The organism is Bacillus xiamenensis (assembly GCF_000300535.1).
Lineage (GTDB): Bacteria > Bacillota > Bacilli > Bacillales > Bacillaceae > Bacillus > Bacillus xiamenensis.
This window is the reverse complement of the sequence record NZ_AMSH01000004.1, coordinates 90,210-116,001: the sequence shown is the minus strand read 5'-3', so window position 1 is coordinate 116,001 and position 25,792 is coordinate 90,210. Positions and strand designations below refer to the sequence as shown.

At 40.1% G+C, this 25,792-nt stretch carries 28 protein-coding genes and 1 riboswitch; of the genes, 25 read left to right on the top strand and 3 right to left on the bottom strand.

Annotation, left to right across the window (positions count from 1 at the left end):
• Positions 1–78: 78 nt before the first annotated feature.
• The gene (locus BA1_RS03115) at positions 79–1,260 is read left to right on the top strand and encodes a NupC/NupG family nucleoside CNT transporter (protein WP_008355640.1); all 1,182 of its coding nucleotides are present in this window, start codon (positions 79–81) and stop codon (positions 1,258–1,260) included.
• Between the two features lie 24 nt (positions 1,261–1,284).
• Positions 1,285–2,586 carry a pyrimidine-nucleoside phosphorylase gene (locus tag BA1_RS03110; protein WP_008355638.1) on the top strand — a complete coding sequence of 434 codons (1,302 nt, stop codon included), beginning with the start codon at positions 1,285–1,287 and terminating at the stop codon, positions 2,584–2,586.
• 51 nt (positions 2,587–2,637) lie between these two features.
• Here BA1_RS03110 and BA1_RS18345 read toward each other — a convergent pair whose 3' ends face one another.
• Both BA1_RS18345 and BA1_RS03100 read right to left on the bottom strand, forming a co-directional pair.
• Positions 2,638–3,195, bottom strand: coding sequence for a VanZ family protein (locus BA1_RS18345; protein WP_008355636.1), 558 nt, complete (start codon positions 3,193–3,195; stop codon positions 2,638–2,640).
• Between the two features lie 27 nt (positions 3,196–3,222).
• The gene (locus BA1_RS03100; RefSeq protein WP_008355635.1) at positions 3,223–3,513 is read right to left on the bottom strand and encodes a hypothetical protein; all 291 of its coding nucleotides are present in this window, start codon (positions 3,511–3,513) and stop codon (positions 3,223–3,225) included.
• A gap of 228 nt (positions 3,514–3,741) precedes the next feature.
• Here BA1_RS03100 and BA1_RS03095 point away from each other — a divergent pair, with 228 nt between their 5' ends.
• The 6 genes from BA1_RS03095 (at position 3,742) to BA1_RS03070 (ending at position 8,553) form a co-directional block, all read left to right on the top strand.
• Complete coding sequence (locus tag BA1_RS03095; RefSeq protein ID WP_051009096.1) at positions 3,742–4,185, top strand: MarR family winged helix-turn-helix transcriptional regulator; 444 nt, start codon at positions 3,742–3,744, stop codon at positions 4,183–4,185.
• A 13-nt stretch (positions 4,186–4,198) separates the two neighbouring features.
• Positions 4,199–4,837 (top strand): nitroreductase family protein, encoded by a 639-nt coding sequence (locus tag BA1_RS03090; RefSeq protein ID WP_008355631.1) that lies wholly within the window; start codon positions 4,199–4,201, stop codon positions 4,835–4,837.
• A gap of 24 nt (positions 4,838–4,861) precedes the next feature.
• Complete coding sequence (locus BA1_RS03085) at positions 4,862–5,155, top strand: putative quinol monooxygenase (RefSeq protein ID WP_008355629.1); 294 nt, start codon at positions 4,862–4,864, stop codon at positions 5,153–5,155.
• Between the two features lie 179 nt (positions 5,156–5,334).
• On the top strand, positions 5,335–7,716 hold the full coding sequence (locus BA1_RS03080; protein WP_008355626.1) for an immune inhibitor A domain-containing protein: 2,382 nt from the start codon (positions 5,335–5,337) through the stop codon (positions 7,714–7,716).
• 205 nt (positions 7,717–7,921) lie between these two features.
• Positions 7,922–8,176: an ORF6C domain-containing protein gene (locus BA1_RS03075; RefSeq protein ID WP_008355623.1), complete on the top strand. Its 255-nt coding sequence runs from the start codon at positions 7,922–7,924 to the stop codon at positions 8,174–8,176.
• A gap of 5 nt (positions 8,177–8,181) precedes the next feature.
• Positions 8,182–8,553 (top strand): DUF1304 domain-containing protein, encoded by a 372-nt coding sequence (locus tag BA1_RS03070; RefSeq protein WP_008355621.1) that lies wholly within the window; start codon positions 8,182–8,184, stop codon positions 8,551–8,553.
• Between the two features lie 33 nt (positions 8,554–8,586).
• On the opposite strand, the gene BA1_RS19245 is transcribed toward BA1_RS03070, so the two are convergent.
• Positions 8,587–8,751: a hypothetical protein gene (locus BA1_RS19245; protein WP_003214630.1), complete on the bottom strand. Its 165-nt coding sequence runs from the start codon at positions 8,749–8,751 to the stop codon at positions 8,587–8,589.
• A 256-nt stretch (positions 8,752–9,007) separates the two neighbouring features.
• Here BA1_RS19245 and BA1_RS03065 point away from each other — a divergent pair, with 256 nt between their 5' ends.
• The 17 genes from BA1_RS03065 (at position 9,008) to licT (ending at position 25,437) form a co-directional block, all read left to right on the top strand.
• Entirely contained in the window at positions 9,008–9,664 is a 657-nt protein-coding gene (locus BA1_RS03065; protein WP_008355619.1) for a type 1 glutamine amidotransferase domain-containing protein, read from the top strand.
• A 142-nt stretch (positions 9,665–9,806) separates the two neighbouring features.
• On the top strand, positions 9,807–10,931 hold the full coding sequence (locus BA1_RS03060; protein WP_008355618.1) for a hypothetical protein: 1,125 nt from the start codon (positions 9,807–9,809) through the stop codon (positions 10,929–10,931).
• A 56-nt stretch (positions 10,932–10,987) separates the two neighbouring features.
• A riboswitch (TPP riboswitch) is annotated at positions 10,988–11,091 on the top strand.
• An 87-nt stretch (positions 11,092–11,178) separates the two neighbouring features.
• On the top strand, positions 11,179–11,865 hold the full coding sequence (gene tenA, locus BA1_RS03055; RefSeq protein ID WP_008355615.1) for a thiaminase II: 687 nt from the start codon (positions 11,179–11,181) through the stop codon (positions 11,863–11,865).
• Positions 11,862–12,461 carry an ECF transporter S component gene (locus tag BA1_RS03050; protein ID WP_008355611.1) on the top strand — a complete coding sequence of 200 codons (600 nt, stop codon included), beginning with the start codon at positions 11,862–11,864 and terminating at the stop codon, positions 12,459–12,461. The genes tenA and BA1_RS03050 overlap by 4 nt, the downstream gene beginning before the upstream one ends.
• Positions 12,436–14,034 carry an ABC transporter ATP-binding protein gene (locus tag BA1_RS03045; protein ID WP_008355609.1) on the top strand — a complete coding sequence of 533 codons (1,599 nt, stop codon included), beginning with the start codon at positions 12,436–12,438 and terminating at the stop codon, positions 14,032–14,034. The genes BA1_RS03050 and BA1_RS03045 overlap by 26 nt, the downstream gene beginning before the upstream one ends.
• Positions 14,024–14,758, top strand: coding sequence for an energy-coupling factor transporter transmembrane component T family protein (locus BA1_RS03040; RefSeq protein WP_008355607.1), 735 nt, complete (start codon positions 14,024–14,026; stop codon positions 14,756–14,758). The genes BA1_RS03045 and BA1_RS03040 overlap by 11 nt, the downstream gene beginning before the upstream one ends.
• A gap of 149 nt (positions 14,759–14,907) precedes the next feature.
• Positions 14,908–15,750 (top strand): methyl-accepting chemotaxis protein, encoded by an 843-nt coding sequence (locus BA1_RS03035; RefSeq protein WP_008355604.1) that lies wholly within the window; start codon positions 14,908–14,910, stop codon positions 15,748–15,750.
• A gap of 172 nt (positions 15,751–15,922) precedes the next feature.
• Positions 15,923–16,738: a YwqG family protein gene (locus tag BA1_RS03030; RefSeq protein ID WP_008355602.1), complete on the top strand. Its 816-nt coding sequence runs from the start codon at positions 15,923–15,925 to the stop codon at positions 16,736–16,738.
• A 322-nt stretch (positions 16,739–17,060) separates the two neighbouring features.
• The gene (locus tag BA1_RS03025) at positions 17,061–17,945 is read left to right on the top strand and encodes a LysR family transcriptional regulator (RefSeq protein WP_008355600.1); all 885 of its coding nucleotides are present in this window, start codon (positions 17,061–17,063) and stop codon (positions 17,943–17,945) included.
• Positions 17,946–18,024: 79 nt separating this feature from the next.
• Entirely contained in the window at positions 18,025–19,053 is a 1,029-nt protein-coding gene (locus BA1_RS03020; RefSeq protein WP_008355598.1) for an LLM class flavin-dependent oxidoreductase, read from the top strand.
• Positions 19,054–19,068: 15 nt separating this feature from the next.
• Positions 19,069–19,914 (top strand): MetQ/NlpA family ABC transporter substrate-binding protein, encoded by an 846-nt coding sequence (locus BA1_RS03015; RefSeq protein WP_008355596.1) that lies wholly within the window; start codon positions 19,069–19,071, stop codon positions 19,912–19,914.
• 23 nt (positions 19,915–19,937) lie between these two features.
• A complete protein-coding gene (locus BA1_RS03010; RefSeq protein WP_008355594.1) occupies positions 19,938–20,351 on the top strand; it encodes an OsmC family protein in 414 nt (137 codons plus the stop codon).
• A gap of 17 nt (positions 20,352–20,368) precedes the next feature.
• Entirely contained in the window at positions 20,369–21,232 is an 864-nt protein-coding gene (locus BA1_RS03005; RefSeq protein ID WP_008355593.1) for a MetQ/NlpA family ABC transporter substrate-binding protein, read from the top strand.
• Positions 21,229–22,554 carry an LLM class flavin-dependent oxidoreductase gene (locus BA1_RS03000; RefSeq protein ID WP_034738268.1) on the top strand — a complete coding sequence of 442 codons (1,326 nt, stop codon included), beginning with the start codon at positions 21,229–21,231 and terminating at the stop codon, positions 22,552–22,554. The genes BA1_RS03005 and BA1_RS03000 overlap by 4 nt, the downstream gene beginning before the upstream one ends.
• A 20-nt stretch (positions 22,555–22,574) precedes the next feature.
• Positions 22,575–23,597, top strand: coding sequence for a methionine ABC transporter ATP-binding protein (locus BA1_RS02995; RefSeq protein ID WP_008355587.1), 1,023 nt, complete (start codon positions 22,575–22,577; stop codon positions 23,595–23,597).
• A 19-nt stretch (positions 23,598–23,616) separates the two neighbouring features.
• Complete coding sequence (locus BA1_RS02990) at positions 23,617–24,267, top strand: methionine ABC transporter permease (protein WP_034738276.1); 651 nt, start codon at positions 23,617–23,619, stop codon at positions 24,265–24,267.
• A gap of 336 nt (positions 24,268–24,603) precedes the next feature.
• Entirely contained in the window at positions 24,604–25,437 is an 834-nt protein-coding gene (gene licT / locus BA1_RS02985) for a BglG family transcription antiterminator LicT (protein WP_008355583.1), read from the top strand.
• The last annotated feature ends 355 nt before the right edge of the window (positions 25,438–25,792 follow it).

The window sequence follows — 25,792 nt, the reverse complement described above, 5'->3', positions numbered from 1 at the left end:
TCCGCGCTTTGTTTGCGAAATAGGGTTTGCATCATACAAGCGCATTAATGTAAACGAATTCATTCAAGGAGGAAAAACATGAAATACGTCATTGGTATCTTCGGTTTGCTAGTGATTCTCGCCATTGCATGGCTGGCAAGTAACGGGAAAAAGCGAGTGAAATTCCGTCCAGTCATTGTCATGATTGTACTGCAATTTATTTTAGGTTATATTCTGCTCAATACAGGTGTTGGAAACTTCCTAGTTGGAGGCTTTGCAAAAGGGTTCCAAATGCTTCTAGGCTATGCCGGTGAAGGGATCAACTTCGTATTTGGCGGATTAATGAATGATAATGCATCAACTTTCTTCATCAATGTCTTGCTGCCGATCGTCTTTATTTCTGCATTGATTGGTATTCTGCAGCACTGGCGTATCCTTCCGCTGATCGTACGAGGAATTGGATATTTGCTTAGTAAAGTCAATGGAATGGGGAAACTAGAATCTTACAACGCCGTAGCGTCAGCGATTTTAGGTCAATCAGAAGTGTTCATTTCCATTAAGAAACAGCTCGGATTATTACCTCAACAGCGTCTTTATACATTGTGTGCATCTGCGATGTCGACTGTATCAATGTCTATTGTCGGTGCGTACATGCAAATGATTAAACCAGAGTACGTTGTCACAGCACTTGTGCTGAACTTATTTGGTGGATTTATTATTGCGTCTATCATCAATCCATATGAAGTGTCTAAGGACGAAGATATGCTCGAAGTTGTAGAAGAAGAAAGGCAATCCTTCTTCGAAATGCTTGGCGAATATATTATGGATGGTTTCAAAGTAGCCATTGTTGTTGCTGCGATGTTGATTGGATTCGTTGCATTAATTGCGATGATTAATGGTATTTTCACAGCAACGATTGGCATATCTTTCCAAGATATACTTGGATATGTGTTTGCACCATTTGCTTTCCTTGTCGGTGTACCTTGGAGCGAAGCGGTACAAGCAGGAAGTATTATGGCGACGAAAATGGTGTCTAACGAATTTGTAGCAATGCTGGCTCTTTCTGGGGACGGTCTCCATTTCACTGCTCGTACAGAAGCAATCATTTCTGTATTCCTTGTGTCATTTGCCAACTTCTCGTCTATCGGTATCATTGCTGGAGCAGTCAAAGGCTTAAACGAAAAACAAGGAAACGTTGTCGCACGCTTTGGATTAAAGCTGTTATTCGGTGCAACACTCGTCAGCTTCTTAACAGCAGTCGTTGTCGGTTTGATTTACTAATTTAAAAAAGGAATGGTGAAAACAATGAGAATGGTAGATATCATTGCGAAAAAACGTGACGGAAAAGAATTATCTTCAGAGGAAATTTCTTTCTTTGTCAAAGGATATACGGACGGAACAATTCCTGACTACCAAGCAAGTGCTTTGGCGATGGCGATTTTCTTCCAAGATATGACGGATCAAGAACGTGCAGATTTAACACTCGCTATGGCAAACTCAGGGGACACAATTGACTTGTCTGCTATCGACGGCATTAAAGTAGACAAGCATTCAACAGGCGGTGTAGGCGATACAACAACGCTTGTACTGGCTCCTCTTGTTGCAGCACTTGATGTACCTGTTGCGAAAATGTCTGGACGCGGCCTTGGACATACAGGTGGAACAGTGGATAAGCTTGAGGCGGTCAAAGGCTTCCACGTTGAAATATCAAAAGACGAGTTCATCGAGCTGGTGAACCGTCATAAAGTTGCGGTTATTGGACAATCAGGCAACCTGACACCTGCGGATAAAAAGCTATATGCTCTTCGTGATGTGACAGGAACTGTTAACTCCATCCCGCTGATCGCAAGCTCTATTATGAGTAAGAAAATCGCTGCTGGTGCAGATGCCATTGTATTAGATGTGAAAACAGGTGCAGGTGCTTTCATGAAAACACCTGAAGACTCTGAAAAGCTCGCAAAAGCAATGGTTCGCATCGGGAACAATGTTGGCAGACAAACAATGGCTGTTATCTCTGATATGTCTCAGCCGCTTGGCTTAGCGATTGGAAATGCTTTAGAAGTGAAAGAAGCCATCGACACACTGCGTGGTGAAGGTCCTGAAGATTTAAATGAACTTGTGCTCACATTAGGAAGTCAGATGGTCGTTCTTGCGAAAAAAGCAAGCACACTTGATGAAGCAAGAGAAAAGCTGATTGAAGTGATGAAAAACGGCAAAGCACTAGAGAAATTCAAAGAATTCTTAGAAAACCAAGGTGGAGACAGCTCCATTGTGGATCAGCCTGAAAAACTGCCGCAAGCACCTTACCAAATCGAAGTACCTGCAAAAGAATCAGGTGTGGTTGCTGAAATCGTCGCAGACGAAATTGGTGTCGCAGCGATGATTCTTGGAGCGGGACGTGCAACAAAAGAAGACGATATTGATCTATCTGTCGGCATCATGCTGAACAAAAAAGTAGGCGATCGTGTAGAAAAAGGCGAATCTCTCGTGACGCTGCATGCAAATCGTGAAGATGTGGCGAATGTGATCGAGAAAATTTATGACAACATCCGCATTGCTGACCATGCCGATGCACCGACTTTGATTCATACGGTTATTACTGAATAAAGAAAAAGGACAAAAGTGATTCGTCGCTTTTGTCCTTTTTTACTAAAAATATTAACGTAGTGCTAAGTTGTACTTATCTAATAAATTCTTTGAATACTTATAAATTATGACTCCAATTAAAGTACCTAAAGTATTTGTTATGATGTCATCAACATCAAAACTTCTATAATTGTAGCCTACAATCAAATCTAAAACAAATTGTATCAATTCAATACTCAGGCTCACTAGGAAACCTATATAAGTAACCTTTCGTAATTGATAAAATGAGAAAAGAATAGGCAGAATAAATCCAAGTGGTATGAATAGAATAACGTTTCCAATGATTTGTTTTATAAATGATGTCAGGCCTAATTCAAGTGTGACAATGGTTGTTTTAAAAGGTATTAAATTATGAATAGTACCTAAATTGTCTTCTATCATGAGTTCTATTAACTTCTTTTGATAAGGAAATGGGAAAAAAGTTAGTGAAACAAGACTAGCAATATATAAAGAAAATAATATATAGTATAGAAATAAGATTTTACTTGTAGTACCGCGCATTAATTTATATATGAAGATCACTAAACTAGTACCGCATATAATGAAATAGGGTAGAGAAGGATTTAACATATGAGACTCTCCTTGAATCTAAGATTATCAGTAACTTAGAGAACCTTTACTAGATTTTTCAAATCCTAGACGAGTAACTAACTCATTACTCCACCAATTCTGTTCATATACATGAATGGTGAAATAGGTATCTCCGCCCCAACTTGTCATGTTTATCTTTCCGGTTACAGAATTTTTAGTTGACTTGTATTTACCAATATATAATTGGTGGGTCATATCAAATTTGAAATCTTTAGTGGCTGCTTGAGCTACTATTGGCGTAATCATAATGAAACAAATCATAATAACTGTTAAAAACTTAAGAAAATTCTTTTTCAAAATTATCATCCTTTATTAAATTTTTACTTACTTTTGAAATAATTACATTTTATAGTAATTAAGTCAATATTTTTTGAGTGAAATTTAATACTATCCTTTTTATTTATTTTGGTAGAGTTGAGTTACCTTATGAAACAAACCTCTTGCAATCATGAAACAATGGGTGTATATTAGTTGACGAGTCAATGATTGATATATCAACTAATTGATCTGAATAGAAAAGAGGGGATGGCATTGACTGCATTTTGCTCTGAAGAAGCAGAGGTATTATATCGTTTGCAGTGCGTGAGCCGTATGATGGGTGTGAAGTTCGAAGCATGCACGGGCATCAGCCAATCAAGACTGGAATTGCTATCACTGTTATTCAAGGCCGACGAAATCAGCCAATCAGATTTGCAGAAAAAAGTAAATATTGATAGTGCGGCTGTGACGCGTCACTTAAAGCAGTTAGAAACAAAAGGAATGGTCACGCGCAGAAGAAAGCCAGAAGATAATCGAGTCACACTTGTTCGTCTCACAGATGAAGGCAGAACAAGAATCGAAGCTTCTAAAAAAGAAAAAGAACGATTTATCTCAGAAATGCTTGAAAACGTAAGTGATGAAGAACGAAAGCTTCTCACTGATGTGCTCATCCGTATACAACAAAACATCGAAAAGATTCAAACAACCTAAAGGAGTGTTACACATGGCTACAACATTAAAAACAAACGATTTTATGGACATTATGAAAGGACGCCGCTCGATTCGTAACTATGATCCATCTGTGAAAATTAGCAAAGAAGAAATGACAGAGATTTTAGAAGAGGCAACTACAGCACCATCATCAGTGAATGCACAGCCTTGGCGCTTCATGGTCATTGACAGCCCAGAAGGAAAAGAAAAGCTTGCACCACTCGCAAAATTCAACCAAACACAAGTGGCAACATCATCAGCTGTCATCGCAGTGTTCGCAGATATGAAAAACAATGAATACTTAGAAGAAATTTATTCAAAAGCAGTAGAAAATGGCTACATGCCGCAAGAAGTAAAAGAAAGACAAATTGCTGCATTAACTGCACATTTTGACGCTCTTCCAGAGCAAGTGAATCGTGAAACGATCTTAATTGACGGTGGACTTGTGTCTATGCAGCTCATGCTTGTTGCTCGTGCTCATGGCTATGATACAAACCCAATTGGCGGATATGACAAAGAGGTCATCGCTGAAACGTTTGGCTGGGATAAAGAACGCTATGTACCAGTCATGCTTCTATCCATTGGGAAAGCGGCTGACGAAGGTTATGCATCTTACCGCTTACCGATCGATCGTATAGCGGAGTGGAAATAATTTTTGAAAAAGGGAGACGATCACATGATCATTATTCATGCAGGGATGACCATTCATCCAGAAAAGGAAAACGTATTTCTAGAAGAGATCAATGGGTTAATGAAAGCTTCACAGGCAGAAGAAGGCAATATATCCTACAAGCTGTTCAAGGATACTGAAAAGGAAAATGTCTTTCTAATGGTAGAAGTGTGGAAAGATGAAACAGCGGTTCAGAGTCATAATGCCAGTGCACATTTCCAAGCTTTCGTAGCAAAGGCAAAAGAATTTTTAGCGGCTCCGCTTGATGTTGTAGCATTTCAAGGAGAGCAGCTTTCATAGAAAAACAACAAACACCCTAGGCGTTTATTGCCTAGGGTTCGTTTATTTTCGATATCTATTTCACTCCCGTATTGTGCATTTTCCACAAAGTTTCTGAAAACAAAATGTTTTTCGGCTTAAGTATATTGGAATATGCTAGAATAAGATATTATTTATTACCAAATTAGGGAGGAAATAATATGAAAAAAAGAAAATGGACGAGCATAGCACTAACGGCTGTCCTCAGTTTAGGCACATTGACAGCTTTCAGCACCCCTCTATCTGCCCACACCTCGGAAAAGTCAACATCCTCAGATGGCGGTCATTATTCAGGTATTCCATTTGACGCAAGTGTTGTGAATGAAGACCGTCTCATCAAAGCCTTGAAAAAGCAAGGGAAAATCAAAAAGAATGCCAATGAAGCAGAATCCCAAAAAGCATTAAAGAAATATCTCAAGAAAAAAGAAGAAGCGGCGATGAAACAAAGCGCAAGCACCTTAACAGAAGAACCTGAATTCCTGAAAGAATACAAACAAAAAGTACATAACAAACTAGCCAAAAAGAAAAAATTAAAGAAGCATCAAGGACAAGTAGAAAATGAAGTGAAACCGGTTAAAAAGGAAAAGTATAAAGGTGAAGTTCGCAATGATAAAGTATTGGTTTTATTAATAGATTTTAAAGATTATAAGCATAATAGTATTAAAAAAGAAGAGACTGATATGTACTATGATAAGTACGATCAGCAGCACTATCAAGATATGATTTTCGGAGAAAATGGCTACATCGGTCCAGATGGTAAACGCAAAGTATCCATGAAGCAATATTATGAAAATCAGTCTGGTGGTAGCTATACCATTAGTGGAACAGTTGCTGGATGGTATACGGCTAAGCATGATGCTGCTTATTATGGTGGGAACGGACCTGACGAAGAAGGCAGTGATGTCAGACCGCGTGAATTGGTGCAAGAAGCATTAGAAGAAGCGGCAAAAGACCCAAATATTGACCTTGGTGAATATGATCAATGGGATCGTTATGATATTGATGAGGACGGTGTTTATCATGAGCCGGACGGCATTATTGACCATCTCATGGTCGTTCACGCTGGCATAGGTGAAGAAGCAGGCGGCGGACAGCTTGGCTCTGATGCTATTTGGTCGCACCGCTGGTCACTTGGTGATGTATTTGAGATTCCAAACACTGAATCTGAAGTGGGTCAAGGTGGAAAGTTAGGCGCTCTAGATTATACCATTGAGCCTGAAGATGGCGCAGCGGGCGTTTTCACACATGAATTTGGACATGATCTTGGTCTTCCTGATGAGTACGATACACAATACACAGGCAGAGGAGAGCCCGTTTCTTATTGGTCTATCATGTCAAGCGGGAGCTGGGCAGGTAGAATACCTGGTACGGAACCAACAGGCTTTAGTCCATATGCGAAAGAAATGCTTCAAAATCTGCATGGCGGCAACTGGCTTTCTGGAAAAACCATTGATGGTACAACTTTAAAGAAAAGTAAAACAGTATTAATCGATGAAGCAGCCACAAAAGGAACCAATTATGATGCGGTTCGGGTCGATTTACCAGATAAAGAGATTGTCGTTACGCAGCCTGCCCAAGGGAAATACGCATACTTTAGCGGAACAGGTGACAATTTGAACGCAACCATGACGACAACAGGGATTGATTTGTCGAAGGGAAGCAAAGCAGAGCTTACTTTTAAAGCATGGTACGATATCGAAGAGGATTTTGATTATGCGTATGTAGAAGTTCGTGAAACTGGGACAGATAAGTGGACAACCATTGCTGGTAATATCACGAATGATCGAAATGAAGAAGGGGCTAATGAAGGCAATGGCATCGACGGAACATCAGACGGCTGGGTAGACGCATCCTTTGATCTGTCGGCTTATGCAGGGAAGAAGATCGATCTGCAATTCCGCTATACAACTGATGCAGGCTATTCACTGCCAGGTTTATTTGTAGATGATCTAAAGATAACAGCTGATGGATCGGAAGTGTGGTCAGATGATGCGGAGGGAACGCCCACGTTCACCTTCAATGGATTCTCTCAATCTAATGGAAAACAATTTGCAGGGCAGTACTATTTACTAGAATGGCGCTCTTATGCTGAAGTCGATAAAGGCTTGAAGCATATCAAACGTGGAGCGAGTCTGATGAGCTATAATAACGGTTTGGTCGTGTGGTATGTTGATCAATCGTATAGTGATAACTGGGTTGGAAAACATCCAGGTAACGGCTTCCTTGGTGTCGTAGATGCGGATCAACAAGTGTTGAAATGGAGTGACGGCACTATCGCAACAACAGGTTTCCAAGTACATGATGCAGCATTCTCTTTGAATCCAAGTACGAAGTTGAATATTGATTATACAGCGACAACAGGCTTAACTTTAGAAGATCGCTATATTCGACCGACCCGTACATTTAGTGACAAAAAGAACTATGTGAATCCAGATAATCCAGATGCAGGACGTGATGTACCAACATATGGTCTATCCTTTAAAGTCGTCGGACAAAGTAAGGATCGTTCTGTTGGAAAGGTATTAATTTCTAAAAGTAACTAAACAAAAAGCCGGTTTCTATCACTGAATCCGGCTTTTTCCTATGTGAAGTCGAGAATTTTACCCCAAGATCGCTCTTTGATCGAATGTCTGTTCTTTTTTATTTTGATATCCGAATGAAATCATTATATAATAGAGACTGGAAGGTTTTTCTTTCATGCGTAGTTCTTTTTAGCTGTTAAAAAACAGGAAAGGATGAGCGTTACCAATGAGTTGTGTCACTGACAAGCAATTAAGGGTGATTCGAGGGACAATGCAGACTTTTTGCAGCCATTTAGAATATGATGGCCACGGGAAGCTTCATATCAATACCATCATGGCTTTTATTAAAAAGGAATTTGGTGTAAGAAAAATGAAAGATATTCCACAAAGTCGGTTTACTGAAGCGTTAGAACTCATCCAAGACTTTGATTTATACACGGACAAAATACAGATTCATGATCGTCTGCCAGAAAGGAATTAACTAAATTGAATATTTTAGCAATGATTTTAGTAGGAATTGTCGCTTTAGAACACATTGTCATCATGTTACTAGAAATGTTTTTTATGGAATCAAACATGGCGAAAAGATCTTTCCGACTGCCTGAACACTTACAAAAGGATCCAAATGTGAAAGTGATGTTTGCTAATCAAGGGCTTTATAACGGTTTTCTAGCTGCAGGACTCATTTGGGGGCTCATTCTTGGATCAAATACTGTTGGATATATGATTCAGCTATTTTTCATTCTTTGTGTGTTGATCGCAGCGATATTTGGCGGTGTGACTTCTAATAAATCCATTTTAATTAAACAAGGTTTACCAGCCTTGCTCGCATTAATTGCGCTCATGCTGGCTATTTAATTCGAAAGAAAGCCGCCCTAGTCGGGGCGGCTTTTATCTTTTTCGAAGACCCATCAAACGAATAATGGATGTGAGGCACAGTGCAACAGCAACAGCCAAAATGATTTTTCCGTACATGACCCCAGTTAGGTTCATCAAAAAGACGGCTAATATGATACAGAGCGTGATGATAATCATCACAATCGAATAGGTTTTCATCTCTTTTTCCACTCCTTTAAAAGTCTCTCTAGCACAAGAGGTCTGTCAATCGTTTCTCATATTATATATCACTCCATAACAATTTTACATGAAATTCCCTGCCAATAGAATGTGACAGAATGATTAGATTGAAAGTGATGCCATATTTTTTAGAAAATCGGGTATAACATAAATAGTTGCACCCAAGTATGATTGCTTGAAATTTAATTGCACAAAATATAAAATAGCCACATGATGAATGGAAAGGATGATGAAGTTGAGTAAGAAAGTTTTATTAGTATCAACAAGCAGCTCAGAAATGAACGGACACCCAACAGGCTTATGGTTAGAAGAATTGGCCGAGCCATTTCATATTTTTAAAGAAAATGAACTAGACGTACAAATTGTTTCTATACGGGGCGGAACAGTACCGATTGATAAAAATTCGATTCCCGACGGTGTCCCAGCGCAATATCAAGATGTGTATGAATTACTTCAAGACACAAAGGCACTAACAGATGTGAACCCAGCTGATTATGATGGGATCTTCTTTGCAGGAGGACATGGCCCAATGATCGACTTTGCGTCCAATCAACTGGTAGCCGATGCGATCTTAGCGATTTCAGACAAAAATGGCGCGGTTGGAGCAGTTTGCCACGGTGTTTCTGCCTTTGTTGATGTGAAGGGTCGTGATGGAAAGTCGTTTATCGAGGGGAAGAAAATAACTGGCTTCACGAACGAGGAAGAGGACGCTGTTCAGCTGACATCTAAGGTTCCATTTTTATTAGAAACAAAGCTTCGTGAGCAAGGTGCAGCATTTGAAAAAGGCGAAGCATTTGCGCCATTTGCTGTTGTAGATGGACAAATCATTACGGGACAAAATCCAGGATCAAGTGCAGAAACAGCACGCTTATTTGTCAAAACCATTTCATAAATCACTAAAAACCAGTCGTGACTCATCTCATGCGGCTGGTTTTTTGTTATAAAAATTTTCCAAAAAGACCAAAACAAGTATTGAAAAATGGTAAAATGATCACAGGGTAAAAAACCCAAATAAGGGAAAAGGGGATGTTCCTGTGAGAGCATTTTACGTAAAAATCACCGCTGCCTTACTATCTATTTTATTGGTAACAGGCTTATTTTCACCAGCCATAAAAGCGGAAGATACACCAAAAACAATTGGAAAAATGTCACCGCTTACAGAAAAAGCCATTCAGCAAGTGCAAGAGTCATTTGTCAAGCAAGATAAAGGAACGGCGATTCAACAAAAGCAAGTGAAAAAATCGTTTAAAGTAGATAAGAAAAACGGGGTGAGTATTAAACGAAAAGCCGCTGCCGATGGAAAGTTGCGTACGTCTGCTGTTCGCTCGATTGATGAACTAGCCATCAATCAATCGTCTGTTTTAAACGAGGAAGATCCAGTTGATTTATGGTTTTTAAGCACATCGTCACCTCAGGCGCTTATTAGCCGGATTACTTCTCCAAATGCTGATTATTTCGTCCAATTATTTGTGGTTGATTTTGAAGCAGATCAAGCCTATCCGACGGATCTCATTCAGCCGGCAGGAAGCCTGCTTGGATTAACCAATTTACCGGCTGGTGATTACGCATTCGGTATCACCAGCGGAGGAGACTTCGGAGACGCCTACACGTTGCAGGTTAATGCGAAAAATCCACCCAATTTCACAGGTGCTGTATCCCTATCGTCAACCTTGCAATACTTTGTCGCTGAGTATGAAAATGGAGACGTCTTTGCGAACGGTGCAAAAGTGTATAACAACCAATCAAAGACGGCCGATTATCAATGGGAGCGTGTATTTTATTTCTCCTATGATGGAAAATATGAACAGAGAACCCATTCTATTTCAAGCGTGAAAGTGAAAAGCATTTCGACACCAGTGTCGTACTCAGCCCCTTATGCGAGCTCATCTGAGGCCATTCTCGTTTACTTAGATGTGGAGACATTGTTTATGTACCATCAATCTTCGTTTGCTAGCGGACAATACTACCATGATACCTTTGTGGATACACTCGGGAAGACAACGCCAAGGCGTTTAGACATTGATGATCTGACAAATTACGGTGATCATATATTGGCTGTTGATTTAAAAACAGGAAAGCCAATTGATTTCTTCAGTGTCCTGAATTTCTACTATGCTGCAGGAATCGAGAAGCTACCAACAATCAAAACATTGAATTAAGATAGGCGGTTGACATCAAATCGCCACATGTGTAGAGTAAAGATAATTAAATGACAAAAGTCCACTAGGGGAGTCATGTATGACTGAGACAAGAGAAAATCTTGGACCCTTTGAACCTGATCTAGTTTGTACTAGCGGAGGGAAGTGGAGCTGGACCTTGTCTTATTCATGATTGAATCGATAAGAAGGCCGCTCCATTTGGGGTGGCTTTTTCATTTATTCAACTGAAGAAGAGGAGGCTTTTTTTATGACATTTTCAACGCAATTAAGGCAAGAAGCAGAACTATTATTTGAAGCCATTTATCAGCATCCGTTTGTCAGAGGACTTGCAGCAGGAAAGCTGGAAAAGGAGCAGATCATTCATTACGTTAAACAAGATGCAGAATATTTAAATGCTTTTATTAAAATTTATGCGGCGGCAATCAGCCGGTGTACAGACAGAGAGGACATTCGCTTTTTCCACCAACAGATGGCGTTTGTACTCGATAGTGAGACGCATCCTCATCAAAACCTTTGCCGAGTAGCAGGTGTAGCATATGATGAGCTTCAGGGTGCTTCTTTGGCGCCAAGCGCTCACCATTATATTCATCACATGCTGCAAGTCGCTCAGGAAGGCACACTTGGAGAAATCATTGCAGTGCTGCTCCCGTGCCCTTGGACTTATTGGGAAATAGGCAAACGAATGCTCTCAGATGTGCAGCCTGACACAGCCCATCCGTTTTATGAGTGGATCACGTTTTATGGCGGGTTAACGGACTCTGTCACAGTGGAGCTTTGCAAACGACTTGATCAGTGTGCAGAAGAAGCAAGTGAGAAAGAAAAAGAGAAAATGAAACAGCACTTCATCTTAAGCTGTCAACTTGAGTATCAATTTTGGGAAATGGCCTTTACTGTGGAAGAGTGGCCAGTCCAAATGGAGGTGCATTCTTCATGACGTGGAAAATGAAAGAAGTCGTTCTTGCTGTCATTTTATCTGTAGCGTGCGGTGTCATCTATTTAGGGTGGTCGACTCTTTATTTACCGATTACAGCACTTGTTGGCCCAGCAGGGGGCAGCATCATGTTCGGAATTTGGGTCATTGCCAGTCCAATCGTTGCTTACATTATCCAAAAGCCAGGAGCTGCACTCATCGCAGAAACAGCTGCCGCCGCCGTAGAATTACTGACAGGCAGCCACTTTGGTCTTTCTGCGCTGCTGATTGGTATATGTCAAGGCTTTGGGGCAGAAATCGCCTTCGCGCTTTTTGGCTATCAGCGATATCGCATGTGGACACTCATGCTGTCTGGTGCCTTTGCAGCAGTAGGAGCGATGGTATATAGCCTGATTGCCAATGGCTTTGGTTATTACACCCCTCAAGTGCTACTCATGACACTTGTCACTCAAATCATCAGTGGCATGCTACTCGGTGGATGCTTAGCAAAGGTTGTAGTGGATGCCTTATCTAAAACTGGTGTATTGAATCAATATGCCATTATGAAAGAAAAACGAAATAAGGGTGAACAGCATGGATTCATTTCTCGCGTGCAGTAACCTTACTGTCCGTTTTTATGAACAGCCGAACCCCGTGCTCCATCAAGTATCTCTTTCTATTCAAAAGGGGGAAAAGGTGCTGATTTTAGGACCAAGCGGAAGCGGAAAATCCACGCTCATTTCGGTGCTTGCTGGAATCATTCCAGAACATATGGAAGCTGATGTACAGGGAGAAGTGATGTTGCAAAGACATACAGGTGTCATGTTTCAAGACCCAGACGCCCAGTTTTGTATGCACCGAGTCAATGAAGAAATTGCGTTTAGCCTAGAGAACCGCTCTGTACCTCGTGAAGAAATGGATGACATCATTCAACATCTCATGCAAAAGGTACAGCTGGATGTCGCTCCAAATAGAGATATTCATACATTATCTGGCGGCATGAAGCAGCGGCTGGCGCTTGCTTGTTTACTAGCGCTAGAGCCAGATGTCCTGTTCTTTGATGAACCGACTGCACAGCTTGACCCAGCAGGACGAATGGAGGTATTTCAACTGCTTCAGCAGCTTTCTGTTGATCAGGATCAAACGATGATTTTTGTGGAGCATGTGTTGGACGGTGTGATCGAGTGGATGGATCGAGTGATTTTATTAGACCATCAAGGCCGTATTATAGCAGATGGACTTCCAAAAGACGTGATGAAAGCGTTTGGGGAAGAAATGAAAGAGGCAGGAATTTGGCGTCCGAAAATATTTCCCGAGAAATGGTCCACAGTCGTACAAGATCCATTTCATCCACTAAGCCAAACACTCATGCAAACCTTTGAGGCAAGAAAAGAGCGGCATGAGAAAGTCTCATCAATAGATGGAGAGACAATCCTTCGAACCGAACACCTTCAACTAAGCTACGGGAAAAAAAGGATTATAGATGACCTGCAGCTAGACATAAAAGCAGGCGATTGGGTTGCGATCATCGGTGAAAATGGAAGCGGGAAAAGTACGTTTCTTAAACATGTCATACGTTTAGAGCCATTAAAAAAAGGCCACATTTTCTTAAAAGAAAAACATCTAAAAAAGTGGTCTGACCGATCACTATATGAAGAGGCGGGCTTTGTATTTCAAAATCCTGAACTTCAATTTATACAGGACACAGTGTTTGATGAAATCGCATTTGGTGGAAGACAGCGAAATTGGCCAGAATCAGTGGTGCAAGAAAAAACGAATCAGCTATTAGTAGAGTTCGGCTTAGAGAAGCATGCAAACGCGCATCCATTCACCTTAAGTTTAGGGCAGAAAAGAAGACTAAGTGTCGCCACGATGCTTCTTTTCGATCAGGATGTACTCCTTTTAGATGAACCGACCTTCGGGCAGGACGAGAAAACGGCGAAGGAGCTAATCAGACGTCTGAAAGAGCGTCAACGGCAAGGCACCACTATTATCATGGTCACACATGATATGGAGCTCGTCGATGCGTGCGCTGATCAGGTACTTCTTTTTCATCAAGGGGAGCATGTGTATGATGGGACGCCTTTCGATTTATTTTCAAATCAGGAACTCGTCAATGGTTATCAGCTGAGAGTGCCTTTGCATTACCGCTATGTGGTTGAAAGAAAGGAAGTGCTGACGCTTGCAAAGTAATCATTCCTTTCTATCCACTGTGAATCCAGTCGTGAAATTACTCGCTCATCTCCTTGCGATGTGCTGTCTGATGGCCATTTCTGATCCTAAAACCACATTCATCATCTGGCTTTTGGCCCTTGGCATCGGGCTTGTCTTAGGCGGCTGGAATATCCAATATCTCATCACAAGACTTGTTCCTTATCTGCTCTTTTTTATTCTCGTGTTTTGGATGATGGCGGCTTTTGGTAAGGGGGATCATACTGTGTGGAAATGGGCATGGTTTCATGTCACAGAGGAGAGTTTAAGAAATGGACTCACCATTTCTTTTAGAATGCTTGGCTTTGTGACATTTGGTCTCCTTTTTACATCCACAACTGATTTGACGGCCTTTATGATGAGCTTGATACATCAATGCCGAATGTCACCAAAATGGGCGTATGGAATGCTTGCAGGCTTCCGGTTTATCCCGTTGTTTCAAAGTGAATTAAAGCAAATGAAGGCTGCGCATAAAATCAGAGGCTACAAGCAAAAAAACAGCTGGAAAGCTTTTATGTGTTATGCACTGCCCCTTTTCACGCAGGGCATTCGGAAGTCAGAGCGCTTGGCCATTGCGATGGAAGCAAGAGGCTTCACAGGAACGAGAGAGCGAACGTATTATCATGTCATTAGCACATCATGGATTGACTACATGTATCTCTTTTTCATTAGTGTGAGTGTCCTGTTGTGCATGCTTATTTTTTGATAAACCCCCACATTCTTATGATGGAATGTGGGTTTTTTATGTGACTTAGGTCATTTGGTTGATATTGGGACGCATTACAGGCTGTAATAGATCATATAACGAACCGATATAGAGGGTGTACTGAGAAAAGAGAGGATGAACGTGAGCGAATGTCACAAAGAATTGTTGAAAACATAATAGCCACTTTACCCATCGTTGGACTAGCTATGCGAGAGCAACTCACCTTTTCTGTTTTAGGTAAAGAGAAGGTACTTTATTATCAGCAACACGGGGATATTAACTTAGGGTTTAAAACTGGTGATGCAGTTGATGAGGGATTTCAAAATTTTTCTATGCTGAAAAATGGCCGAGAGGCATCATTTATCCAAGTTCCTCAAGAGGTGTACGGAATTCCATTGGATATCGTAGCCGTACCAATCACAGATGAGACAGGTCAAGTGGTAGCTGTCTTTTGTGTTGCTTATGATCAGTCAAATCAACAACGATTAGAACACATTATGACAGAAAGTAACCAAGCTTCTGAAAAACTAGTCGCGATGGTCCAGCAAGTGGCCGCACATTCAGAGGAACTACAAGCGACAAGTGAACAAATTCTACAAAATACAAAAGCCACTGTCGAAAATTCTTCTAAAATCAATCAAGTGTCCAATCTCATTAAAGGAATTTCTGATCAAACAAACTTACTTGGACTCAATGCATCCATTGAGGCTGCAAGAGTAGGTGAAGCAGGGGCAGGCTTTGGAGTGGTCGCAACAGAGGTCAGAAAACTTTCAACCCACGCCAAGCAAGCCACAACGGATATCGAAGCAGCATTGAAAGATGTGCAGGGCTCGATTAAAGGAATGGAAGAAGAAATTGCACAAATTGTAGCTTCTTCTGAACATCAAGCAGAGCTTGTCAGCACTTTCACAAAAATTATTGAAGGACTTCATGAAACAAACGAAACGATGAAAACATTAGCAGATGACTTAGTAAATTATCAAGTAAAATAAAAACTTTTTGACCAAAACCTCCAGCTAGATCGGAGGTTTTTTAACGTTTTAAGGTGAGGTATTTGTCAGAATATTGACCGGTTGATCGCTGACAGGCAGGGTACACTTCTGTATGATAGAAAAAGAGATACCTGTTTGATCACTAGACCGATTCATAAGGAGGAAGATCATCGTGACACAATCAGCAAAGCTGCAAGAAGTACTAGCGCCTTACCGTACATTGTTAGATCAAACCAAAAAACCAAAGATTGAATTACAAATGAAGCAAGGAAAAACAGGACCTTATGACAGTAAAATAGCAGGTGATCCCTACTTCCCAAAGACCGATGAATATCCAGTGGATGCTGAAGGTCATCCTATGAAGCTATTGGCACAAATTAATTTCGGCCAGCTGCCGAAGCTGAAAGATTATCCAGAAACAGGACTTTTGCAAGTCTTTATTTCTGTGCATGATGATCTTTATGGAATGAATATTGACCATAAAACAGAACAAAAAGATTTCCGGATCAAATTTATTGAAGAACCTTTCTTAGCAGAAGAAGAGTTATTGACTGATTTTTCTTTTGTGAAAATTCCAGACGATTTTTATTTTCCCGTTACGAAGGAAGGCGCAATTACAGGTGAATTAGCAAGCGAAACGATCAGTGTAGGAGATTTCCGCTTTGAAAAAGTCACAGGAAAGCATAGCTGGGACCTATTCGAAGATGCAGTTGGTATTGATGGTGATGAAGCAGATACCCTGTTGGATGAATTCTATGAAACAGCGAGTGGCTTTGGTCACAAATTGGGCGGGTATCCAGGGTTTACACAAGAAGACCCGCGTACTTATGAAGATCAAGAACATACCGTTCTGTTATTGCAAATTGACTCAGATGATGAAGTAGATATGTTGTGGGGAGATTGCGGAATCGCCAACTTTTTTATCAAACCAGAAGACCTCAAACGAAAAAATTTTGAGAACGTCGTCTATAATTGGGATTGCTCCTGATTTTGTAAAAACACTCTTTATAGAAGATTTGCCTACGGTATGCACCTCCATCTCAGATGGAGGTTTTTTTGTGGTCAAAGCTCTAACGATTATTGATAGAAAATATCTATTAACCTATAAAAGTATTCGAATGAAATCAAATTGACCGTGAAAAAATTGAAGGATAACATTAATATAAATTAAACATATAAATTTACTATGTTTTAATTTAACATGATAAGTCAAATTAGAATTTTATTCATTTATATTTTAAATATCTGAATTGTCTGATTAATATCTGTGTGATAGAATGTGAAACATTAATTTACAAAGAAGGTGCGCCATGAACATTGATCACTTAGAGGCATTTGTTTATGTTAATCATTTTGAGAGTTTTAGAAAAGCAGCGGACGCACTGTTTTTGTCACAGCCTTCTGTCTCTGCAAGAATTCAGTCTTTAGAGCGCGAACTCAATACAAAATTGTTCATGAGAAAAGGGAAACAGTTTCACCTCACTGAACAGGGAAAGAATTTCTTACCATATGCCGAGGAGATTTTAAAAAGTTATCAAAATGGAAAAAAACAATTACATGTGCCGAACGAAAAAGATCAAGTCACGATTGGTTCCAATTTATTAATGGCACAATATTATTTACCGTATCTATTACCGTATTTGAGCAAATGCTACCCAAATGTGACATTTAAAACGATGACGACAACGAATGATTCGATGCTCGAAGCGATTTTAAATCAACAGGTGGAATTTGGATTAATGAAGCATACTTCCCATCCAGGAGTGGATTCTTTTAAACTGTTAGACAATCAAATTCACTTGATTGTTCCACCAGATCATGAATTATTATCGAATGAGAAGCCAACGATTGAGGATATTAGCCATCATCCCATTGTCTTTTATCAATGTGGCTCATTTGATTGGGCAATGATTCATAAAATATTTGAAGCACTTCCAGAGACGCCTAATATTGGTTTTCACACAGACAATCTTGAGGTAGCTAAAGAACTAATTAGACATGGAAAAGTCGGTTTTTTACCTGAATTGAGTGTGATGAAAGAGCTGAGAGAAGGCACGTTGATGAAAAAGAAATTGAACATGCTAAGCGTGAGTCATCAAATCAGTCTTGTTTCATTAAAAGGCACAAAATCTGTTTTTACTGATCGTGTCAAAGCGATTTATCAACAATTCAATAGGAGCCTAATGCTTGCATAAATGAGATTTGTCTACATATAAATCATACTATTTTTATAGTGATAATCAGTTTTGACAACCATAGATGAGGTGATTAATGATGTCGTCACTAAAATTAAGCGTTCTTGATCAAAGTACTGTCCATCAAAATGAGACCGCTCAAGAAGCTTTGCAGCATACCGTCGAACTAGCAAAGATGGCAGATGAAAAAGGATTCCATCGGTTTTGGGTAGCGGAACACCACAATATGAAAGAGCGTGCAGGATCTTCGCCGGAGGTGCTCATTTCATATCTGCTCGCTCAAACAAAACAAATCAAAATCGGATCTGGTGGAGTGATGCTGCAGCACTATAGCCCATATAAAGTTGCGGAGAACTTCAATGTACTAGCCAGCCTTGCACCAGGAAGAGTGGATCTCGGTGTAGGGAAATCACCTGGTGGACTGCCTGTCTCAACTGCTACCTTACAAAAAGGTGTATCACAGGATCATTATCCGTTCACAGAAAAAATCAAAGAGCTGGCCCTGTGGCTTCATAACCAAAAACATACGGATGAAAAAGGGGATGAGATTAGAGCCTATCCGCTCCCGCCGGTACCTGCTGATCTTATTTTGCTTGGTACAAGTAAGGGGAGTGCTGAGCTTGCTGCTAAACTTGGCGTTTCCTTTGTCTTTGCCCAATTTATCAATAGTGATGAACAGGAACTAGAGGGAGCAATCGAAGCATTTCAACAGAACGTAGATCCACATGTACAGAAGAAGCCGGCATTCATTCTCGCATTGCCTGTTATCACAGCTGAAACCAATGAAGAAGCGAAAAGCCTTATTTCAAATGACGAAATTGTCAAAGTCCACTTAAAGAGTGGAAAAACATTTACTCTAGCAAGCGAAGAAAATGCAAGAGAATTTGGAAATCAAAGCGGAGAACCCTATGAGATTAAAAAACAAGAGCGAAAGATCATTTTCGGCACACAGGCGTTAGTTCGAGAGGAGCTACTTGCTTTGCAGAAGAAGCTGGGAATTGATGAATTTATCATTTTGACACCAATTGATGATGCGGAAAAACGAAAAAGGTCTCTTGTTCTTTTAAAGGATGCCTTTCATCACGATCACGCAGAGACATTGGCATAAAAGGAGAAGATGACAATGAGAAAAAATAGTGTGTTTATTTTACTAGCAATGATAGTAACAGTCCTAGCCGCATGCGGTGGTCAACAGTCAAGCAGCAAAGGAAATCAGGATAAAATTGTGATTGCATCACAAGGATCAGACGCCCAAGTTTGGCAGTTTATTGCGAAATCAGATGAGGCAAAAAAAGCAGGTTTGAATATTGAAGTCAAAGAATTTAATGACGGCGTGCAAATCAATGAAGCCACAAATGATGGTCAAGTAGATGTGAATGCCTTCCAATCACTATCCTATTTCCAAGATTACGTGAAGAAAAAGAAGGCAAAGCTTGTCGCCATCGCCACAACGTATCTTGAACCAATGGGGCTTTACTCTGACAAATATCAAAAACTTGAGGACATTCCAAACGGTGCGAAAGTGGCGATTCCAAATGATACAGCGAATACTGCAAGAGGACTCAGAGTGCTAGAAAAGGCTGGGCTCATCAAGCTGAAGTCTGATTTCAACTCTTTTAGCACCTTGAAGGACATTGATGACAATCCGAAAAAGCTGCAATTTGTTGAAACAGATGGTACAGCTACGGCACGAGTGCTCCCGGATGTAGACGCTGCGCTAATTGGAAACAGTGTTGCACTTGATGCCGGTCTAAACGCTATTAAAGACTCGCTATATCATGAAGAAGTAAATCAAGATACGAAGGCGAATATCAACCTGCTTGTGACACAAGAAAAAAACAAAGACAACAAAACGTTAAAAAAACTAGCAGAGGTTTATCATTCAAAAGAAGTTCAGAACTATGTCAAAAAGGAATTTGGCGGAACGAAAATTCCTGTCGATAAACCAGTCAATGAAATCACGAACTAAAACGAATATAGGGGATGAATGCAATGACAAATATTAAATTAGATGGAGAAGAATTTTCGATTTATAACGAAAGTGGCAAACAGGTAAAAGGCAGTCGCACCATTGGAACAGAGGGCTTAACACCACTTGAATTATTAGGCGCTTCACTTGGATACTGCACATCGCTCAATTTACGAGTGTTATTAGAAAGGGAAGGGACTCCGATCACAGAGGAAAATTTCAACGTGGCTGTCCAAGCGCAAAAAGCTGTGGAGGGACCATCCAGAGTAGAAAAACTACACCTGTCAATCAAGCTGCCTAAAGAATTAAGTGAAGAGGTTCGTCAAAAGGTCATTACATCTGCTGAAAGAGGCTGCACCATTAGACGTTCACTCGTGAATGCCATTGATATTACATTTGAGGACGTGACAAATCAAACAAAAGCCGTTAGTTCATAAAGAGGGGATGAATCTACATGAGAAAAATCAATATACTCGCTTTTATTTTCATACTGAGCCTCCTTGTTACCGCTTGCGGACAAACAAATGCGTCGAATGAAAAACAAACGCTGACTTTAGGAACCACTGAGGCAACCCTTGATTTTTGGAAGGTTGTAAAGGAAGAGGCGAAAAAGAAAGGCCTTACTTTAGAGTTAAAAACATTTACTGGTGGCGTTGATCTCAATCAATTAACAGAAGATGGCGAAATAGATGCGAACTCCTTTCAGCATCTTGCCTATTTAGCAAGCTGGAATAAAACAAGAAAGAGCGAACTGGTAGCGGATATTGCTACCATTGCAGCGCCTCTCGGTATTTACTCTAAAACAAGAAAGAGCTTAAAAGATATTAAAAAGGGCGATAAAATTGCGATTCCAAATGATGATAGCAACTGGCCTCGTGCCCTCGTTTTATTGCAAAATGCTGGTTTAATCAAGCTAAAGGATGATTTTAATGGACAAGGGGGAGAGGATAAAATTTTAGAAAATCCATACAACTTAGACATTGTTCCTGCTCAAGCGGCAAATCTGCCCCGTCTTTTAGATGATGTGGATGCAGCGGTGATCAATAATGGAGTCGCCCTTGAAGCAGGTTATAAATTGACGAGTTCTTTATATCATGAAAGTAAAAAAGAAGCTCCGTACGTGAATATAGTTGCTGTGACAAAGGATGTCCAAAAGAAGAAAAAGAAAGAGCTTGATACAATCACAGAGATTTTACATTCTAAAAAAGTTACGGATTATATTACGAAGCACTACGAAGGAAATTTTTTGCCAGTCACCACACCGATTGATCAATTACTAAAGGAATATGACAAAGCTATACAAAAAGAGGGGGCGTGAGCATGACCAAAGAGATGAAATTAGCCGTATATCTCGTTGGATCTGGTATGCATCTTGGCTCATGGAGACTCCCGCATGTACAAGCAGATGCAAGCATTGATGTGAATTTTTATCAAAAAATGGCTCAGAAAGCAGAGGAAGGAAAACTTGACGCGGTATTTATTGCAGACAGCCTTGCAATAGATGAAAATTCTCACCCTCATATTCTTAATCGATTTGATCCAGCGATTCTCATTACGGCGCTGGGCGTTGCTACAAATCGGATTGGCGTTGTAGCTACTGCTTCGACAACCTATAGTGAGCCATATGTGCTTGCAAGACAATTCGCATCTATTGATCATGCGACTGGAGGACGTGCTGGGTGGAATGTCGTCACCACAGCAGATGCAACGGGACGAACTGCACAAAACTTTGGACGAACGTCACATGTCAAACATGATGACCGCTACCAAATGGCAGAGGAATTCATCGATGTCGTGCAAGGATTATGGGATTCCTGGGAGGAAGATGCTTTTATTCGAGATAAGGAGACAGGGCGATTTTACGATGAACAAAAGGTTCATCCGATTCATCATAAAGGTACATACTTTCAAGTTCGAGGTCCTTTAAATATAGGAAGAACACCACAAGGGCAGCCCGTCATCTTTCAGGCGGGCTCTTCTGAACCAGGACAACAATTTGCCGCACGCACAGCGGAAGTGGTATTTAGTCATAAGAAAGATTTGCAATCTGCTCAAGCGTTTTATAAAGAATTGAAAGAACGGCTGCCTCAATTCGGAAGAAGACCGAATGAACTTCATATTTTACAAGGAATATCACCGGTTATCGGAAGAACAAAAAAAGAAGCACAGGAAAAAAAGCGTCAGCTTGACGAAGCGCTCTTGCCTGAGCAGGCACTAAAGTTCTTATCTGGTTATGTTGGAAATGTCGATTTAACGGCTTATCCTCTAGACACGCCTGCAAAAGAAGTGGCGTGGAAGAATGTAGATAGTATTCAAAGTGACTTTGAAACGATCATGCGTATCATCCATGAACAAAACCCAACAGTTGGTGAGCTTTATGCCAAGGTGAGCAATGCAGCATCACATGACCATTGGATTGGTACACCAGAACAAATAGCAGATGAAATGGAGAAATGGGTGGATGCAGGTGCAGCAGATGGATTTATGCTAATTCCTGCTGTTCTCCCAGATATATTAAAAGACTTTGTCGAGCTCGTTGTTCCTATTTTACAGGAAAGAAAATTATTCCGTACCGATTACAAAGGGCACACGCTTCGGGATCATTTGGGGCTTCGTGTACCTGTTAATCGATATCAATAAAGTAAAGAGAGGTCCGGCCTATGATTGAATTCAAAGATGTACAGAAAGTATATCAGAGTGGACAGCAAAACATCGAAGCCTTGTCCAACATCAATCTGACCATCGAAAAAGGCGATATCTTCGGTGTGGTTGGATATAGCGGGGCAGGAAAAAGCACGCTATTAAGACTCGTGAACTTACTAGAACGGCCGACATCAGGAGAGGTAAAGGTGAATGGAAAAATATTGACCTCACTGTCTAAAGCGAGCTTAAGGAAAGAGAAAAAAGACATCGGCATGATTTTTCAGCATTTTCATTTACTTCAATCGAAGACAGTGTTTGATAATGTGGCCTTGCCGCTTTTATTAAGCGGAAGCTCAAAGCGGAAAATCAAAGAAAGAGTAGACGAACTTTTATCATTCGTAGGTCTTGAATCAAAGGCGAACAATTATCCAGAGCAGCTATCTGGGGGACAAAAGCAGCGTGTCGGAATTGCACGAGCACTGGCAACGAATCCGTCCATTCTTCTATGTGATGAAGCGACATCTGCACTTGATCCTGATACGACGTCTGCAATCTTAGACCTGCTTAAAAAAATTAATCAAGCATATGATATTACGATTCTGTTAATCACACATGAAATGTCTGTCATTCGAGATATCTGTACAAAAGTAGCTGTCATGGAAAACGGTCAAATCGTTGAAAAAGGTTCAGTGTATGAGATTTTTTCTCATCCGCAAACTGATATTGCAAGACGTTTTGTCAGAACGGTTATCCATGAGCATTTGCCAAATAGCATAATTGAAGAATTAAAAAATGGTCAAAAAACGGTGTGGAAAATGAACTTTATTGGTCATAGTTCCAGCAAACCGCTTCTATCCACAATTGCAAAGAAATATGATATTGATGTCAATGTCTTGTCGGCCAATATTTCAGAAATTCAAGATACCCCTTTTGGCAATATGATTGTTGAAGTGACAGGTGAACAAACCGAAATTGAAAAAGCTTTTTCTTATATTCAACAGGAGAAGATCAATGTGCAGGAGGTAGCAGGTCTTGACTAGTACAACGCAGCTTTTTGGAATGGAAGTATCGCTAGATCAACTTTTAACCGGATTTGGTCAAACGTTATATATGGTCACTTTATCCCTTTTATTTTCTATCATTATTGGGCTGCCGCTTGGAATTATTCTGGTGATCACAAGAAAGGGACACATTTGGGAGCAGTCGGCCATTTTTCATCTGTTGAATTCTGTCATTAACATTTTACGCTCGATCCCGTTTATTATTTTACTTGTTGCACTTATTCCATTTACTCGACTCGTCGTTGGAACAGCGATAGGAACGACTGCAGCAATTGTACCGCTCGTTGTTTACGCCGCACCGTATATCGCACGACTTGTTGAAAACTCACTTCTTGAGGTAGATAAGGGGATAATTGAAGCGGCAGAAGCGATGGGAGCGACAATTTGGCAAATCATTTATCGATTTTTATTGCCTGAAGGTCTCAGCTCGCTTGTGCTTACATTTACAACAGCTACAATTGGTTTGGTAGGAGCATCTGCAATGGCAGGTGCAGTTGGAGCAGGCGGAGTTGGTGATTTGGCATTGACGTATGGGTATCAGCGCTTTGATACAGCCACCATGGTGGTCACTGTTTTCGTACTGGTTGTGATTGTACAGGTCATTCAATCCGCTGGTAACATCACATCCAAAAAAATTAGAAGGCGTTAACTATTTGGAAAGATTTATGTATGAAAGAGAAAGGATGTCATTCAACTCGTGAGTGTTTTTTCTAAACTTCAAAAAATGAACACCTTTGTATTTTATAAAGTTAAACAAAGTGCTAAAATGTCATTTATTTTAGCACTTTGTTGTTTTTTCATATGTTTTTAGACTTTTTTGCCTCTATTTCATCATTTCTGAGAGGGAATATGTCATTCTTTCTAGTTGACCGTATCAAAAAAAAATGTAAAATCATCTTAAAGTCCTCTTTTTTGAAAATAATAATAAAATGACATATCAACAATGAAATGCTTGAAAAAGCGGAATGTACTGGGGGGGGATCAATTGATCATTTCGAAAGTAATCAATAATAATGTGGTCAGTGCTTATGATGACGAGCAGCATGAGCTGGTCATTATGGGCAGAGGAATTGCGTTTCAAAAGAAAAGCGGAGATCCGATTGACGAAGAACGTATTGAAAAAGTATTTTCCATTCAAAATAAAGATATATCAGAAAAATTCAAAACCCTGCTTTACGATATTCCAATTGAGTATATGCAAGTGTGTGAGGCGATTATTGATCATGCGAGAACGAGCCTGAACAAAAATTTAAATGACAGTATTTATGTCACGTTGACGGATCATATCACCTTTGCCATTGAACGTCATCAAAAAGGAATGGACATTAAAAATGCTTTGCTTTGGGAAATCAAACGGTTGTATAAAGATGAGTTTATGTGCGGTGTAGAAGCAATTCGCATCATACAGGACAAGCTCAACATCCGCCTTCCTGAGGATGAAGCAGGTTTTATTGCCATGCATATCGTCAATGCAGAGCTCAATGAGGAAATGCCAAACGTTATTCAAATCACAAAGCTGATTCAAGATATTTTGAACATCGTCAAATATCACTTTCAAATTGATTTGGACGAGGAATCATTAAATTATTTCCGTTTTGTCACGCATTTAAAGTTTTTTGGACAACGTCTGTTTAACGAAACACAAATGGAAAATCAAAATGAATTTCTGTATGAAGTGGTAAAGGAAAAAAACACAGCAGCTTTTCAATGTGCTGAGAAAATTAATGATTATGTTCAGAAAGAATACAACCGAAGTCTCATAGAAGATGAGATGTTATACTTAACTTTGCATATCGATCGAGTCATAAAAAGAAAATAAATCAAAAAGAAAGCGTTGACATCACAAAATTAACATGATAATTTATAACTATAAACTCAATAACCCACAATCTTTTAGGATTGTTACTGGTCAAGCAGGCAAAACCTAAATCATTGTCCCTATCTTTGATAAGGCATGATTTAGGTTTTTTGTCTCTAAAGACTTATAAAATTAAATAACCATCAATCGCTATGAATGATTGTTACTGGTCAAGCAGGCAAAACCTAAATCATTGTCCCTATCTTTGATAAGGCATGATTTAGGTTTTTTGTATCTAAAGACTTATAAAATTAAATAACCATCAATCGCTATGAAGGATTGTTACTGGTCAAGCAGGCAAAACCTAAATCATTGT